This is a genomic window from Nocardia inohanensis NBRC 100128 (assembly GCF_001612945.1).
GTDB lineage: Bacteria > Actinomycetota > Actinomycetes > Mycobacteriales > Mycobacteriaceae > Nocardia > Nocardia inohanensis.
Map to the genome: position 1 here is coordinate 586,792 of NZ_BDBK01000008.1, position 16,414 is coordinate 603,205.

General features: G+C 68.5%; 11 protein-coding genes. 8 read left to right on the forward strand and 3 right to left on the reverse strand.

Annotated features, from left to right (window positions below):
* The first annotated feature begins 27 nt into the window (after nucleotides 1-27).
* Both NI1_RS18490 and NI1_RS18495 read left to right on the forward strand, forming a co-directional pair.
* On the forward strand, nucleotides 28-921 hold the full coding sequence (locus NI1_RS18490; RefSeq protein ID WP_067821861.1) for a PAC2 family protein: 894 nt from the start codon (nucleotides 28-30) through the stop codon (nucleotides 919-921).
* 70 nt (nucleotides 922-991) lie between these two features.
* Nucleotides 992-3,544, forward strand: coding sequence for an AMP-binding protein (locus tag NI1_RS18495; RefSeq protein WP_067821864.1), 2,553 nt, complete (start codon nucleotides 992-994; stop codon nucleotides 3,542-3,544).
* Here NI1_RS18495 and NI1_RS37250 read toward each other — a convergent pair.
* Nucleotides 3,446-3,751, reverse strand: coding sequence for a hypothetical protein (locus tag NI1_RS37250; protein WP_084523382.1), 306 nt, complete (start codon nucleotides 3,749-3,751; stop codon nucleotides 3,446-3,448). The genes NI1_RS18495 and NI1_RS37250 overlap by 99 nt on opposite strands.
* 244 nt (nucleotides 3,752-3,995) lie before the next feature.
* On the opposite strand from NI1_RS37250, the gene NI1_RS18500 reads away from it, so the two are divergent.
* Complete coding sequence (locus NI1_RS18500; protein ID WP_067822639.1) at nucleotides 3,996-5,135, forward strand: hypothetical protein; 1,140 nt, start codon at nucleotides 3,996-3,998, stop codon at nucleotides 5,133-5,135.
* Here the strand turns inward: NI1_RS18500 and NI1_RS18505 are convergent.
* The gene (locus NI1_RS18505; RefSeq protein WP_084523383.1) at nucleotides 5,132-6,145 is read right to left on the reverse strand and encodes an alpha/beta hydrolase; all 1,014 of its coding nucleotides are present in this window, start codon (nucleotides 6,143-6,145) and stop codon (nucleotides 5,132-5,134) included. The genes NI1_RS18500 and NI1_RS18505 overlap by 4 nt on opposite strands.
* A gap of 57 nt (nucleotides 6,146-6,202) precedes the next feature.
* Here NI1_RS18505 and NI1_RS18510 point away from each other — a divergent pair, with 57 nt between their 5' ends.
* A complete protein-coding gene (locus NI1_RS18510; RefSeq protein ID WP_067821866.1) occupies nucleotides 6,203-6,961 on the forward strand; it encodes a DUF2127 domain-containing protein in 759 nt (252 codons plus the stop codon).
* Between the two features lie 63 nt (nucleotides 6,962-7,024).
* On the opposite strand, the gene NI1_RS18515 is transcribed toward NI1_RS18510, so the two are convergent.
* A complete protein-coding gene (locus NI1_RS18515; RefSeq protein WP_067821874.1) occupies nucleotides 7,025-7,447 on the reverse strand; it encodes a VOC family protein in 423 nt (140 codons plus the stop codon).
* A 238-nt stretch (nucleotides 7,448-7,685) separates the two neighbouring features.
* Here NI1_RS18515 and NI1_RS18520 point away from each other — a divergent pair, with 238 nt between their 5' ends.
* The 4 genes from NI1_RS18520 (at nucleotide 7,686) to NI1_RS18535 (ending at nucleotide 16,334) form a co-directional block, all read left to right on the forward strand.
* Nucleotides 7,686-9,248 carry a TIGR02677 family protein gene (locus NI1_RS18520; RefSeq protein WP_439957282.1) on the forward strand — a complete coding sequence of 521 codons (1,563 nt, stop codon included), beginning with the start codon at nucleotides 7,686-7,688 and terminating at the stop codon, nucleotides 9,246-9,248.
* Nucleotides 9,248-10,660: a TIGR02678 family protein gene (locus NI1_RS18525; RefSeq protein WP_067821876.1), complete on the forward strand. Its 1,413-nt coding sequence runs from the start codon at nucleotides 9,248-9,250 to the stop codon at nucleotides 10,658-10,660. Before NI1_RS18520 ends, NI1_RS18525 begins: the two co-directional genes overlap by 1 nt.
* Nucleotides 10,660-14,961 carry a TIGR02680 family protein gene (locus NI1_RS18530; protein ID WP_067821879.1) on the forward strand — a complete coding sequence of 1,434 codons (4,302 nt, stop codon included), beginning with the start codon at nucleotides 10,660-10,662 and terminating at the stop codon, nucleotides 14,959-14,961. The genes NI1_RS18525 and NI1_RS18530 overlap by 1 nt, the downstream gene beginning before the upstream one ends.
* A gap of 173 nt (nucleotides 14,962-15,134) precedes the next feature.
* Nucleotides 15,135-16,334, forward strand: a complete 1,200-nt coding sequence (locus NI1_RS18535; protein WP_067821882.1) for a hypothetical protein — start codon at nucleotides 15,135-15,137, stop codon at nucleotides 16,332-16,334.
* Nucleotides 16,335-16,414: the final 80 nt, after the last annotated feature.

Below are 16,414 nucleotides of genomic sequence, written 5' to 3' on the forward strand. Positions count from 1 at the left end.
CCCCTTTACACACACTAGGCTGACCGGGTGAACGCCAGTGAATCCCCGGTGCCAGCCGAATCGGACCTGCCTACGCTGCGGGATCCGGTCCTCGTCGCCGCTTTCGAAGGGTGGAACGACGCCGCCGATGCCGCCAGTGGGGCGGTCGAACATCTGGAGTTGATCTGGGACGCGCAACCCCTCGCCGAGCTGGATTCCGAGGACTACTACGACTATCAGGTGAACCGGCCGACGGTCCGCCAGGTGGACGGTGTGACGCGAGCCATTCAATGGCCTTCGGCCATGCTCTCGGTGTGCTCGCCGCCGGGTAGTGATCGCGATGTGGTCCTGCTGCGCGGGGTGGAGCCGAACATGCGGTGGCGCTCCTTCTGCAATGACATTCTCGAATTCGTGGAGCAGCTGGGCGTCACCACGGTGGTGATCCTCGGCGCGCTGCTGGCCGATACCCCGCACACGCGTCCGGTGCCCGTCACCGGGACCGCGTACAGCAAAGAGGCGGCCGAGCGTTTCAATCTCGAGCAGACCCGCTACGAGGGACCGACCGGTATTACCGGGGTGCTCCAGGATGCCTGTGTCCGCGCGGGCGTGCCGGCCATCTCCTTCTGGGCCGCGGTGCCGCACTACGTATCGCAGCCGCCGAACCCGAAGGCGGTCATCGCGCTGCTGCATCGCGTCGAGGACGTGCTGGATGTGGAGGTTCCGCTCGGCGGTCTGCCCGAGCAGGCCGAGGAGTGGGAGGCCGCGGTCAACGAAATGACCACGGGTGATGAGGAAATCGCGGAGTACGTGCGCTCCCTGGAGGAACGCGGCGATGCCGATGTGGATCTGAACGAGGCGATGGCCAAGATCGACGGCGATGCCATCGCCGCCGAATTCGAGAAGTACCTGCGGCGACGCGGGCGCGGCGGGTTCGGTCTCTAACGGAATTCATTCACGCGTCACTTGGGTGTGGTTGCCCTAACCTAAAAAGGTTGTCACTACACTTCCGGCAATGACCTCGCCTCGGATCGTCGCGCACCTGAACGCATTCGGCGACCGGTCGGCAGTAGTCGGTGGCGGGGCGGGCGAGCTGACATACAGCCAGCTCGCGACCCTCGTCACCGATTTCGCGGACCGGCTGGGCGGCGAACGCCGGCTGGTCGCGCTATCGGCCCGCAACGATATCGGTTCGCTCGTCGCGTATCTCGGCGCACTGCACGCCGGCTGCGCGGTGCTGCTGACCGGTTCGATCACCGATGAGCTGCTGCGCGTTTACGATCCGGACGTCGTCATCGAATCCGGTGATACGGGCGGGATTCCGCGGCCGCGGGCGCGGCGGGCCGGATCGGCGCATGCTCTGCACCCGGATCTGGCGCTGCTGCTGAGTACTTCGGGATCGACGGGATCGCCGAAGCTGGTGCGGTTGTCCTATGCCAATCTGCTGTCCAACGCGGCGGCGATCGCGGAGTACCTGGAGCTCGAGGAAACCGACCGGGCGGCAACGACATTGCCGTTCTTCTACTGCTACGGGCTCTCGGTCGTGCACTCCTACCTGTTGCGCGGCGCGAGCCTGCTGCTGACCGACCGGTCGGTGCTGGAGCCGGAGTTCTGGGACGACTTCCGATGTCATCGCGCGACCTCCTTCGCCGCCGTCCCCTACACCTTCGAGCTGCTGGACCGCGTCGGTTTCGAGCGAATGTCCCTGCCGCACCTGCGCTATGTGACCCAGGCGGGCGGCAAACTGGCCGCCGATCGAGTACGGCACTACGCCACCCTGAGCGAGTCCCGGGGCTGGCGTTTCTTCGTTATGTACGGCCAGACCGAAGCCACCGCGCGCATGGCTTATCTGCCGCCGGGCATGGCGGCCGAGCACCCCGACTGCATCGGAATACCGGTCCCGGGTGGATCTTTCGCCCTGGAGCCGGTGGCCGAAGGCGGCACCGAACTGGTCTATCACGGCCCGAATGTGATGATGGGCTACGCCGAATCGACCGCTGAGCTGGCGCTCGGCCCGGCGCTGACCGCCTTGCGCACCGGCGATCTGGCCTGCCGCACCCCCGCGGGCCTGTACCGGGTGATCGGCCGCCGGTCCCGCTTCGCCAAGATCTTCGGCCTGCGCATCGATCTGCAACGCATCGAATCCGGGCTGAGCGCAGCCGGATACACCGCCCTCTGCACCGATGACGCCGAAACCCTGGTGGTGGCGGTGGCGGGGCGCAATGCCGCCGCGGCCACCCAGCTCACGGCGCAATTGTCAGGATTGCCGGTTTCGGCGGTCCGGGTGTGCCTGGTCGAGTCCATCCCGCGCCTGCCCACCGGAAAACCGGATTATCAAGCCATAAGGAAACTTCCGGGCATTCGACCCACTCCGCGCGCGGATGTCCGCACCCTCTTCGCCGAGGCGCTCGGCCTGCCTCCCGCGCAGGTCACCCGCGACTCCACCTTCGCCGATCTGGGCGGCGATTCGCTCACCTACGTGGCGCTTTCGGTCAAACTGGACCACGCCCTGGGTCAGCTGCCGCTCAACTGGCAGACCATGACCGTGGCCGAACTCGAATCGCTGCCCCGCCGGCGCCGCCGCTTCGGCCGCTCCCTGGACACCTCCACGCTGCTGCGCGCGCTCGGCATCATCGCCGTAGTCGGCTCGCACATCGGGGTTTTCGTGCTGTGGGGCGGCGCACACGTGCTGCTCGCGGTGGCGGGTTTCAACTTCGCCCGGTTCGGGGTGACCGCCGCGCCGGCTCCGGCCCGGCTGCGCCGCACCCTGCGCACGGTGGCGCTGATCGCGGCGCCGACGGCGGCCTGGGTGGCGGGCACCATGGTCTTCAGTGATTACTACGGCTGGCAGAATGTGTTGTTGCTCAACAAGATTCTGGGCCCGCACGACAGCCCGACCGCCGGCCACCTGTGGTTCGTCGAGGTCGCCGTCTACTTCATGCTGGCCGCCGCGCTCCTGATCCGGCTGCCCTTCGCCGACCAGCTGGAGCGGCGCGCGCCGTTCTGGTTCGCGCTGGGGCTGCTGGGTGTGGCGCTCATCGTGCGATACCAACCGCTCGATTTGTATACGCCGCACGACATTCCGTTCTCCCCGCTCACCTTCTGGTTCTTCATGCTCGGGTGGGCCGCGGCGAAGGCCACCACACTCCGGCAACGGATACTGCTCAGCGGCGTGGCGCTGCTGACCGTGCCGGGCTATTTCGGTGAGCCGGAACGGGAACGGCTGATCCTGGGCGGTCTGCTGCTGCTCGTCTGGCTGCCCTCGGTGCGGGTGCCCGCGTTGATCGCCGGGGTCGCGGCGGTGCTCGCGGATGCGTCGCTGTTCGCGTATCTGCTGCACTGGCAGGTGTATCCGCTCTTCGGCGACCGGCATTGGGTCGCGCTGGCGGCATCGCTGCTGGCCGGCGTGGCGGCCGCGCGGCTCATGGCTTGGGCGCGCGGCATCGCGGCGACACGCGGTACAGACGGATCAGTGTTCGACGGCCCAGACCTGGGCGGCCGCCTCATGAGCCAGTTTCGCGATCAGAATGTCACGCGGAATCGTCTGGCCGGCAAGGTGATCGAGTGATGGCACCACCACGTGGTGAGCGTCGGCTCGCTTGAGTTCGGCGGTCAGTTCCGCGAATGCGGTGCCGTCGCCAGGGGTCGATTCATGGAAGGTGGCGGCGAAGCACATACCGGCCGACTGAGCCAGGCCGCACATGGCGTCCTCCAGCTCGTCACTGCGGCCGTCGGCCAGATCGTCACGCACGTACCCATAGATCAACGCTTCCACCCGAACCTCCGTTGGATTGGGGATCGCTGTTCTGAAGTGTGCCCGTCTCAAGCTTGGCGTACTCGAAAATGCAATTGCAGATGTCAACCCACTGACATCCAGATGCCCTATCCGGGTCCATCCGGCGTTAACTGGTGAGATACTACAGAGCGTGTCCGCAGGTGACGATCGACCCGTCTGGGCTGTCCGAATGCGTGCCGAACGCGATGCTCGGGGGTGGTCTCAGGCCGACGCGGTACGCGCCATGAGAGGCAAGTCGACCCACAATCTGCCAACCGACAGCACACTTCTGCGCAACTGGCGCAGATGGGAGTCCGGGGAGTCCCGCCCCGACGATTTCTACGCCCCCATCATCGCCGCGGCCTTCGATACGGTGACGGCGGCGTTCTTCCCCAAGGCGCGGCCGAACCGCGACGACGAGCTGCTCTCGGCCACCGGAATGGACACCCTGGAGTTCATCGGCCGGCTGCGCATGTCCGATGTCTCTTCCGCCACACTGGATGCCATTCGCATTACCGCCGACCGGTTGTGTTCCGAGTATCCCTGCTGCGACCCGCACGAATTGCATGCCGAGGGCACGGCCTGGCTGCGGCGCATCACCTCACTACTGGACGGTCGTCTCACTCTGGCCCAGCATCGCGAGGTGCTGGTACTCGCGGGTTGGGTTGCCCTACTGGTCGGTTGCGTCGATTACGACCTGGGGTGGCGCACCGCCGCCGAGGCCACCCGCCGGGCCGCGCTGTCGCTGGGGCAGGAGGCCGAGCACACCGAAATCATCGGCTGGGGCGCGGAAATGGCCGCTTGGTTCGCACTCACCCAGGCCAATTACCGCGGTGCCATCGAGGCCGCCGAGGCCGCACACGCGGCCACCGAACGACTCGGGGTGGGCGTGCAGCTGGCCGCGCAACGGGCCAAGGCGTGGGCTCGCCTGGGCGACCGCAAAGAGGTGGAAATCGCGCTGGGACAGGGTCGTTCGATCTTGGATCGGCTCGATCACCCCGCCAATCTGGAGAATCACTTCGTGGTCGACCCGCTCAAATTCGACTTCTACGCCATGGACTGCTGCCGGGTAGCCGGTGACAATCGCCGGGCCGAAAGCTATGCCCGCCAGGTCATCTCGAACTCCACCCGGCCGGACGGGACCGTTCGCAAACCCATGCGGGTCTCCGAGGCGCATCTGACGCTGGCGGTGGTGGCGGTGCGCGAACGCAATCTGGAGCTCGCCCTGGACGAGGGCACCCGGGCCTTCGCCGGCAAGCGGCGCTCACTGCCCTCGCTGATGTGGATCGCGGGCGAGGCGGCACGGGAGATGATCGAGCACTTCCCCGGGGATCCGCGCACCCGCTCCTACCTCGAGCAGTTGCGCGCCCTCACCGCGAGTTAGACGGGCAGGCCCAGACCTTTGGCCAGGGTCGGCCAGGACGCGAAGAACTCGTCGCGGAAGTACCCCCAGGCGTGCATACCGACGGGATTCAGCTCGACCGTGGCGGGAATGCCCAGCGCGGCCAGGCGCTCGGCGAAACTCCGCGTGCAGTAGGCGGTTCCGGCCTCCGTCGGGCCGTCCACGGCGAAATGGTCTATCAGATCGGGCAATTCGGAGAATTCGCCGGTGGTGTCGTACGGGCCGGGCAGGCCGGTGCCGCTGGAGAGGAAGAGTTCCATACCGCGCAGTTGCTCGGCGTGCACGTAGGGATCGTTGGCGGCCCACGCGGGATCACCGACCGGTCCGTACATATTGTCGGCATTGCCGCCGTTGACGCCGACGACCAACCGCACGAACGAATTCCCGACCGGATCGCTGATCTGCGAGCACCCGCTGTAGGCCGCCGCCGCGCGATACCGGCCGGGCGCGGCGATGGGCAGCGCGAAAACGGCGGTGGCGGAACCGGACACGCCCGCGAGCGCATTGACCCCATTGGTGCCGAGCGTGCTGTCGATCAGCGGCGGCAGTTCCCAGAGCAGGAAGGTCTGCCATTTGTTGACGCCCAGCACCGGGTCCGGCGCGCGCCAATCGGCGTAGTAGGCCGCCCTGCCGCCCACCGGCTGCACCAGGTTGACATCCTGCCCGGCCAGGAAGTCCAGCACCTCGGGGGCCCGGACCCGCCAGCTCTTGGTGGTCAGCCCGGCATCCGCGCCATTGAACAGGTACAGCGTGGGACGCGGGCGCGAATCATCGGCGGGGCGTTGCACATCGACGCGGATCGACTTGTCCATGGCGGCCGAGTACACCGTCAGGGTCCAGTGCTTGTCGTCGGTCTTGTCGATCCCGGTGATCCGGGACCCGTCGGCGGCCACGACCGCCGCGCCGGGGGGTTCCGCGGGCGCCGCGACCGGCCACAGCACCGTCGCGATCGCGAACCATCCGGCTGCCCAGGCTGTTCCGATCCGGCGCATGCTCACCCCTGCCCGTATTGTCGCCTGCTGATCTTATCGCCCATTAGGCTGCGACCCATGGACTTCAGTCTGTGGACCTGCGCCTTTCGAGGGCATGAGACCTACGCCCCCACCGAACCCGAGCTCGCGGTCCGCTTGCACGTCGCGACTCCGGCCGGGGAATCGTGGCGTTGTCTGCGCTGCGGCGATTTCGTGCCGGGCGAGCCGCGCCGGAGCGGTCCCGCCGACGACGCGCCCGAGGTGCCGCGCGGGCGGCTGCTGCGCGACCGCATCATCATGCGGCTGCTGGCGGCCGAGCGGGTGGGGCGCGCGCTGGTGCTGATCCTGCTCGGGGTGGGCGTGCTGAAGCTGCGCAGTTCGCAGGATTCGTGGAAGGCGGCCTGGGACAAGGAACTTCCGCTGGTGCGGCAGCTGGCCGACCAGGTCGGCTGGGATCCGGACCATTCCAAGATCGTGCATTGGATCGACGAGGCGTTCAGCTTCTCCCCCACCACGCTGGCCTGGGTGGCGGCCGGCATCTTCGCCTACGCGGGCATTCAGATCCTCGAGGGCGTCGGGCTGTGGCTGATCAAGCGCTGGGGTGAGTACTTCGCGGTCATCGCGACCTCGATCTTCCTGCCGCTGGAGATCTACGAATTGACCGAGAAGGTCACCTTCCTGCGGGTGGCCGCCCTGCTGGTCAACCTGGCCGCCGTCACCTGGCTGCTGTGGTCCAAGAGCCTGTTCGGGTTGAACGGCGGCGCGAAGAGGTACTACGCCGAGCATCACACCGAAAGCCTGCTCACCGTCGAGCGTTCGGCCCTCGCGACCCGATAGGGCGGTACGGCAAAGGGACCCGGCGCGACCGGTGCTGCCGCGCGGGTCCCGCTGACCGGGTGTTCAGCCCAGTGGCTGGGCGAAGCGCAGGTGGTTGCCCCACGGGTCGGCGAAACCACAGTCGCGCATGCCGTACGGCTGATCGACCAGCGGCTGCTCGACCGGCACGCCGGCCGCTTGCAGGCGCTCGAAGGTGGCGTCCACATCCTCGGTGCCGAAGATCAGGGTGCCCATGGCGCCGCTCTCCAGACGCGCGCGATTGGCCTGCTGGGCGGCCTCGTTCGGGTTCATCGCCGGAATCTCGAGCATGAACTCGATGCCGGGCTGCGCGGCCGGGCCGACGGTGATCCAGCGGGCGTCACCGAAGAACGGCATGTCCTGGCGCACCTCGAGACCGATCACATCCCGGTAGAACTCCAGCGCCTGCTGCTGGTCACCGACGAGCACGGCGACGTGGCTGAGTACGAGATCTTTTCCGATGGTCATGGCTGTCCTTCTTCCTTGCGGTCTTGCGTAACCGGGGGTCGTGGATGCAGACGAAGCCGCATCGACAAATTAATCGGTCCGGAGCGCTCGGTCGGGCCACTCGAACGAACGAGGCGAATCGGGCACTGGGCGCGCCGACACCCACGGCAATTCGGGACCGGTCGGTGCGCGGTATTAACCTTCTCCGGTGACCGAGTCCGCTGACGGATTGCTGCCCGACCCGAGAGGGGTCGATGCCGTGGAGTTCGCGCATGCCGACCGGCTCCGGTTGTTCTCCTTCGCGACAGCCGAGAAGCGGGGGGACTACCTGTGGGTTTTGCGTGCTTTCGATACGGCGCGGGCGGCGTACGTGGTGTTGCTGCACGCCTCCGATGTGGTCGAGACGCTCAATCGTTGCCCGGGAGCGCCGGGGTTCACCGCGACCGAGGTGGGGCCGCTGCTCGAGCAGTTGCATCAGTGGGGCGTGCTGGAGCGCAGTTACGACGGGACGCGGGCGGCGACGCTGGCCGAGTACCGGAACCGGCATTTCGTGTACCAGTTCTCGCAGGCCGGATATCAGGCATACCGGGCGGTATCGGATGTGCTGGAGGCGCGGCTCGACGAGGCTTCGCTCTCGCGCCTGGTGTTGCCGGAACTGCTGAGCGATCTGCACACCCTGGCCGAGGCCAACAAGACCGGTGACGCGCCGCGGGTGTACCGGGTGCTCAACCGCCTGGACCGGGCGCTGACCGATCTCGCCGAACGAGCCGCGCACTTCTATCTGACGCTGGGCGATCTGGTGCGGACCACCGAGGCGACACCGGAAGCGTTCCTCGCGCACAAGGACGCGCTGCTGGCGCACATGCGGGAATTCTCGATGGATCTGGCGCGCTTCGCACCGCGCCTGGCCACCGCGATCCTGGAGGCCGAGGCGACCGGGGTGGACGAGCTGATCGAGCGCGCCGCCCGGATCGACGAACGCGTGCTGCTGAATTACGAAGAGCGCGAAGCGGATTGGCGGGCGCGCTGGCACGGGCTGCGGGGCTGGTTCCTGCCCGACGGCGAGGGCGGGGTCACCGAATGCGAGCGCCTGCGCGAGGCGACCATGAGCGCCATCGCGGCGGTGCTGTCACTGCTGCGCCGGGTCACCGAAACCCGCAAAGGCGGCGTGAGCCGGGAATCGGCGCTGCGCCATCTCGCCGGCTGGTTCACCGCCGCCCCCTCCGCCGAAGCCGCGCACGCCCTGTTCGACGTGGTCTTCGGGCTCGGTAAACCCCGCCACCTGGCCATGCACCACCCCGACGCGGACGTGATTCCGGCCATCCGATCCTGGTGGGACGCACCGCCTTTGGAGATCGCCCGCACCCTCGCCGAAACCGGCCGCCCGCCCACTCCCGGCGCACCCGCCCGCCTGCAACGCAATGACGCGAGCATCCGCCGCCTGCGCGAAGCCCAGCTCGATGCCCAGCGCGCCCGCGCCGCCGCCGCGCGCTCCCTGGCCGCCGCCGACGTCTACGAACGCGAACTCGACGAGGGCGAAACCGAGGTGCTGCTCAAACTCCTGGACGCCGCCTCCACCGCCTGGGTACCGGTCAGTGGCAAGGTCGGCACCACCGGCTCCGACAACGGCGTCACCCTGACCGTCTCCCCTCACGAAGGCTCGACCGCCATTCGCACCACCCGCGGCCTGCTGCATCTCAACGGCCGCAGGGTCGAGGTTCGCGAAACCGCCGCCCTGCGTAAAAGCAAGGCCGCCAACGCAGCCGGCAGCCACCGCAAATCGGCCGGGGCCGGGGATCTCGATGGAAAGGACGTGGGCTGATGCACGCGCGGTCCATCGATTCGCTGGCTCTCGACAGTTATCAGCGGGCGGCGCGGGTGGTGCTGGCCAATCACCTGATCACGCGGAGTTACCCGGATCGGATTGCGTTGCCGTTGATCCGGCGGTGGGCGACGGAGTTGCGGGAGGATCTCGCCGAGCTGTTCGGGTATCGGCTGGAGGTCACCGAGACGACCGCGCGGTTGTTCCCGGTCCACGATCAACTGGAGTCGGCGCGGCCCGCGCGCACGCCCGCCGAGCGGGTGTTCGATCGGCGGCGGTACGCGTATCTGGCGCTGGCGCTGGCGGCTTTGGGGCGGGCGGGTGATCAGATCACCTTGTCCGAGTTGGCCGATCAGGTGGCGGCGTACACCGAGCGGGTGGAGGGGCTGGAGCTGGCGCCGGACCGGGCCGCGGATCGTGATGCTTTCGTGGACGCGGTGGGGTGGCTGTCGGCGCGTGGCGCGGTGGCCCTCGCCGATGGTGACGCGGGCGGCTGGGCCAGCGATCCCGAGGCCGGGGAGGCGCTCTACGACATCGACCGGGCCGTGGTGTTCGCGTTGTTCCGGCCGCCGCGGGCGGTGCAGCACCTCAACAGCGTGACCGGGCTGCTCGGTGAGGAGGCCGGGGGCGGCGATACCCGTGCTCCCGCACAGGCTCTCGCGGCGCGCAAGGTGCGGCGGGCGCTGGTGGAGCAGCCGGTCGTCTACGCCGACGAACTCGATCAGCCGGGCCGGGAGCTGCTGGCGCAGGAGAAGCTGGTGCGGGAAGTGGAGCTGGTCACCGGGTTGAAGGCCGAGCGGCGGGCCGAGGGGGTGGCCTTGATCGACAGTTCCGGGCGGCTCTCGGATGTGCGGTTCCCGAGCACCGGCACGCTCGCGCAGGTCGCGCTGCTGCTGGCGGGTGAAATCGCCGACCTGGTATTGGATCTCGACAATCCGGTGCCGCGCAGGCCCCGGCCGGAGCGGCCGTTCACCGATCTGGCCGGGCAGCTCGACAGCGCCATCCCGTTCACCACGGTGTTCGCGCCGCTCGCCGATCTGCTGGAGATGTATGTGCCGGAAGAGGATTCGGAGATCGAGGTGGAGGAGCCGGAGATCCCGGAGTACCCGTTCATCGAATCCTCGTGGATTCGCGACACCGTGCAGATGCTCACCGGCCGCTACGGCAACACCTTCGCCGCGCAATGGCAGGCCGACGTCCCCGGCTTGACCGCCGAAGCGGTCGGGCTGCTGGAGCGCCTGCGGCTGGTGGAACTCATCGACGGCGGGCTGCTCATCCTGCCCGCGCTGGCTCGGTATCGCGGCGCCATCGTCACCATCCGCACTCGCGCGGAGACCGAATTGTTCATCTCGCCGGCGCAGGTCGGCACCGAGGACGACACGGCCTCGATCGAGAAGGGATCCCGGAACTGATGTCCGACCTCATTCACGGTGGCGTCCGCTTCGTCCCCACTCGCGCGGGCATCGTCAACCTGTGGGACTACCGCGACCAGGAGTTCTGCTTCGCCGACGGCCGCCTGGTGCTGCGCGGGCCGAACGGGTCCGGCAAGACCAAGGCCCTGGAGGTGTTGTTCCCCTTCGTCTTCGACGGGCGCATCGAGCCCCGGCGGCTCAACCCGTTCGCGGGTGAAGAGCGCACCATGAAGTCGAACCTGTTGTACCGCAAGCAGGAATCGGCCTACTCGTATGTGTGGATGGAGTTCGCGCGCGGCAGCTGGGCCGAGCCCGAGACCGTCACCATCGGCATCGGTATGCGCGCCACCCGCTCGCAGGACAAGGTCACCCGCTGGTATTTCGTCGCCGATGGCCGGGTGGGCGTGGACTTCTCGCTGCTGGGCCCCGACGATCGCCCGCTGACCCGCAAGCAACTGGCCGAACAGATCGGTTCCGACGCCATCGTCGACCGCCCCGTCGAGTACCGCGCCGCCATCGACGCCCGCATGTTCGGTCTCGGACAGCAACGCTACGACCAGCTCATCAACCTCATTCTGACGTTGCGCCGCCCGCAGCTGGCCAAGAACCTCGACCCGCGCGGCCTGTCCCAGGCCCTCACCGACGGCCTGCGCCCCCTGGACGAGCAACTCATCCTCGATGCCGCCCGTTCCTTCAGCGATATGGAGGAGGTCGGCCGCACCCTCGAGGGCTTGGTCCAAGCCGACTCCGCGACCCGTGCCTTCGTCGGCGTCTACCGCAAATACCTGGCCGTCCAAGCCAAAACGGATATCGATCAGGTCCGCACCCGCCTGGACGCGGTCACCCACGCCGGCACCGCCCTGCACGCCGCGGCCGCGCTGCGCCAGCGCCGCGACACCGACCGCGCCGCCGCCGAGACCCGCGCCGAGGACGCCGATCGCGCCTACGAACAAGCCCTCTCCGACCGCGAAACCCTCCAGCGCTCCAGCGCTTACGAAGGCAAACAGCAACTCGACGACCTCGCCGACGCCGTCCGCCGCCTGGAAACCTCCTCCGCCGTCCACCGCGACAAGGCTTTGAAAGCGGGCCAAACCGTCGACCAGCGCGCCGAGGAGAACGAACGCTCCCGCGCCGCCGTAGCCAACGCCGCCTCCGCCCTGGCCCGCGGCGAGGACGAACTCCGCTGCGCCGCAGAAGAAGCCGGCATCAACTGGACCGCCCTCCCCGAACAGGCTCGCGCCGACCACCTCACCACCACCGTCCGCTCGCACGCCGAGGAACGCGACGCCGACGTCCGCGCCGTCCGCCGCGCCCTCACCCTCGTCGACCAGGCCGCCAACGAACGTACCCGCGCCGAACGCGCCGTCCAGCGCGCCGCCGAACTCAAGGACGCCGCCGCCGCCGAACTCGCCGAAGCCGAAGCCTCGGTAGCCCTGGCTCGCTCCAACACCGCCGTCGCCCTCCGCGACTGGTGGGACACCCACCGAGACGTCTACTCCCCCATCCGCACCGGCCTCTTCGAAGCCCTCAGCGACGCCGTCGCCCGCACAGGCACCGAAGCGGCCGAGCTGCCCGCGACGCCTGCCGAGGTGCTCGCCGAGCGAACCGAGCCGCTCACCGAAGAGGTCCGTACCCGGCGGCAGGAGGCGCGCCTGCGTGCCGCGCAGGCCGCGGAGCGGGCTGCCGAATTACGGGCCGAACGTGACCGGGTCGCGGCCGAACGTGATGACGCACCACCGGCTTTCGCGGGGCGGACCGATGCGCGGAGCGAGCGGGCGGGCGCGCCGTTGTGGCGGCTGGTGCGCTTCGCCGATCATGTCGGGGCCGGCGAGGCGGCCGGGATCGAAGCAGCCATGCAGGCGGCGAACCTGCTCGACGCGTGGGTGTGCGCGCACGACGAGTTGCCCGCGCATGCTTCCGAGCAGTTCCTCGTGCCGCTCCCGGCGGCCGAACGACCGACCGGCCCAACGCTCTCGGACGTACTGGTAGTCGAGGACGACACCGACACACTGACCGTGCCGCGCGAGGTCGTGGCCGGTGTGCTCGCCTCGGTCGCCCTGCATCGTGTCACCGGAACGAAATCCGGGAAAGCGACGGCGGCGCCCGGCGCTGCCCCGGTCTCCGGCACGTGCGCGGTATCCGGGGCCGAGGCACAGCCGGTGAGTGCGGGTGGCGCGGCGGTGGTTTCGGCGGACGGGCGGTATCGGTTCGGAGTGCTGGTGGGGCGGCATCACAAGGCGGATGCCGAATTCATCGGGACGACGGCGCGGGCGCGGCGGCGCGAGTTGCGGCTCGTCGAGCTGGCGGCGGCTATCTCGGCTGCCGAGCAGGATGCGCTGGACGCGACCGCTGAGGAGCGGGCCGCTACCGAGGAGCTCGGGCGGATTTCGGCTGCGGCCAAGGCGCTTCCGCGCACTACCGCTATTACCGCGGCTTTGCGGATGGTGTCCGAGGCGGCGGGTGTGCTGCGGACGCGGGCCGAGGGGACGGGGCAGGCGGAGCGGGAGCTGGATCAGGCTGTTGCCGAGTACACGGCCGCGGATAAGAAGGTCCGGGGGATCGCGGCCGATCACAAGGTGCCTCGGGATCCGGCCGAGCTCGATGCTCTGGCCGCCGCGGTACGGCATTTCGAGAATGCCGGGACCGCGCTGCTGCGGTTGCGGGGGGATCATCAGCGCGAGCACGAGCGGGCTCGGGAGGCCGGGGACCGTCTGGACGAGGCGAAGGATCTGGCCGAGGCGTTCGCGGAGGAGGCCGAGGCGGCGCGGTCGGGTTATGAAGAGCAACAGCGGAAGCTGGAGACGCTGCGGGAGGCGCTCGGGGCGGGAGCGGCCGATATCGATCGGGAGCTCGAGCTCGCCCGCGAGAAGATCGACGCGGCGCGGGCCGAGCAGAAGGCGGCCCGTAAGGCGGCGCACGAAGCCATCGAGGCGGTGGGTGCCGCCGAGGGGGCGCATCGGGCGGCACACGCGGCGCTGGGGACCGCTTTGACCGAATTGCTGGCGGATGTACGGCATCTCGCGCCGTACGCGCGCCCGGATCTGCTGAGCCTGCTGGGCGCGCCCGCCGACAGCCGCTGGCCGAGCAGTGACGCGGCCTGGTCCACGCCCGAGCAGCTGCTGTACCGGATCGAGAACAGCGATCCGGAGCAGGAGCCGAAGGTGCTGCCCGACGAGGTGGCCGCGCTGTTCGAGAACCTGGCCGCCGCAACCGCTTCGGTGCGGGCCGGCGATGCGGCGCGCAAGTCGACGCGCAGCGCCGTGACCACCGCCTTGCAGGAGTTCGACGCGGCGCTGACCGCGGCGCGGCAGGACTATCGGCTGAATTGGGATGCGGCGGACGGGCTTACCGTCGTCCAGGTGCACGACGACCACGGCCTGTCGTCGCTGGCGGACTTCGCCGAGCGGATCAACGCGGCGCGGCGCGATCAGGAACTGCTGCTCACCGACGCCGAGCGGCGCATCCTGGAGGACGCCCTGCTCACCGGCCTCGCGCAGCAGATCCACGAACGCACCTCCGACGCACGGGATCTCATCTCCCGGATGGGCGCGGAGATGAAACAGCGCCGCATGTCCTCCGGCAACACCATCGGCGTGCACTGGGTGCTGGCGGACAATCTCCCGGAACCGGCGCGCGCGGTGTGCAAGCTGCTCGACCGCGACTCCGCCGACCTCACCCCGGACGATTTGTCGGCTATTCGCGCACATTTCGCCGCGGAGATCCGTTCGGCCCGCGCGGCGCATCCGGAACGCTCGTATCCGGAGATTCTGGCTACCACCCTGGATTACCGTACGTGGCGGGTGTTCTCGTTCACCATTGTCACCGCGGACGGCTCCGAGGACCGGCTCACCGTCGCCCGGCATTCCACGCTGTCCGGCGGCGAGCAGTCGGTGTCGCTGCACCTGCCGCTCTTCGCCGCCGCGCACGTAATGCTGGATTCGGCCGATCCGCAGGCCCCGCGCCTGCTCGCGCTCGACGAGGCCTTCGCCGGCGTCGACGACAACGGACGAAGCGAACTTCTCGGTCTCTCCGTGCAATTCGACCTGGATCTGTTCATGACCGGGTACGACCTGTGGATCACCTACCCGCACGTACCGGCCTGCGCGCACTACGATCTGGCGCACTCGGCGGCCGAGAACACCGTCAGCGCAACGCTGCTCGTCTGGGATTCCGATGATTTGCTGGCCGAGCATGACGGGTCCGATTTGACGGCTGCCCTGGGTTCGCCGAACCGTCGCCGCCTGCCGCATGGACTGGAGGGTGCAATGCCCCTGGACACGGAGCTGGAACTGACGTCGTAAACCGGTCGCGGGAGAGTCGATTCCGCGTGTCGGAAGACGCCACGCCGTAAGGATTGGACCATTGGCAAATCAACAGTTTCGCCAATGGCGGTTCATCGACTAAAAATATCTCCCGTGCCACTCCCTACCGGAATCACCCGTCAGCCATCGACGCTCCGCTTGCAGGAGGCCCGATGACGATCGAACAGCCGCGCGAGGACGAGGTCACCCAGCTGGCTCGGCGGGTAGAGAAAGCCCGTGGGCGGCTGGCCTACCAATACGATCCCGCTCTGACCGACGCGCTGTCGGAGAACGAGCTCGTCGCCGAGCGCGAGCTAGCCGAGCGCATGCGCGAGCAGGAACGTGCTCAACGCTGGAAGCAGGCCGAGGCGGCGGCCGGTGCTGCCGACCGGGCTCGGCAGACCACCGAAGAAATCGAGAAGGCCGACATTCGCGATTTGCTGCTCGCCCGCAAAGCGATCGCCGCCCAGCGGCGGGAATCCAGCCCGCACGCCAAACTGGCGTCGCTGTACAAACATCGGGCGTGGAGCCAGCGCGCGCTCGCCGGTGTGGTCGCGGCCGGCATGCTCTGGTCCGCGGTCAACGTCCAGCACAATATCGCTCCCGGCGGTCCGAGCGATCCCCTCTACTGGTTCAGCTACCTGCTCGAAGGCATGATCTCGGTCTGCCTCGTGATCATCATGATCGGCACCAACAAGGTCGCCGAATGGGGTGTGATCGACAGCCGCAAGCAGGTCGTGGTCGCCGAGATGGCGCTGCTGAGCCTCACCGTCGTCCTGAACACCTACCCGTACCTGCGCGACGGCAGCTGGTACGACGTGGCGGTGCACGCCATCGCCCCGGTGATGATCGGCGTCGCGCTGCTCATCCACAATGCCGCCGCCTCGCGCTACGGTCTCGCCATCGTCCGTGCGACGGACCAGATCCGGGATCTACCGGATCCGGGTGAGCAGATCCGGCGTTCGGTGAACACCATGGTGTCGTGGCCGAGCCGCCCGACCGCGCCGGCACATGTGCCAGTCCCTACGCCGGCCCTGACGGCGGGCACCGGTGACTCCGAAAAGGCCGTCAAGGAAGAACCGCCGGTAGTGGACGCCGACGAACCAGTCGTCAAGACCACGCCGAAGGAAACGGTCAAGCCCGCCGAAAAGGACACGCGCACTTCGGCGACCGGTAAGTCTCGTCCGGCCGCCGAGGACGAGAAGTCCCCGCTGGCCGATCTGACCGATCCGGGGCCGCCGCTGAACGTGTACGACACCGGGCAGTTCCGGATCGCCGAGACCCTCGAGCAGGAGCTCGCCGAACTCCAGGCCGCCCGTCGCCGCGCCCGCGCCGCTTCGCGCTCGCGCAACGGCGCCGCTCTGGACGACTGAGTCGCCACGGCTGAATCCGATACGGCGGCAAGTGATCCCGTCGCGGGCTCGGTAACCCGACAATACCGAGGCCGCGGCGG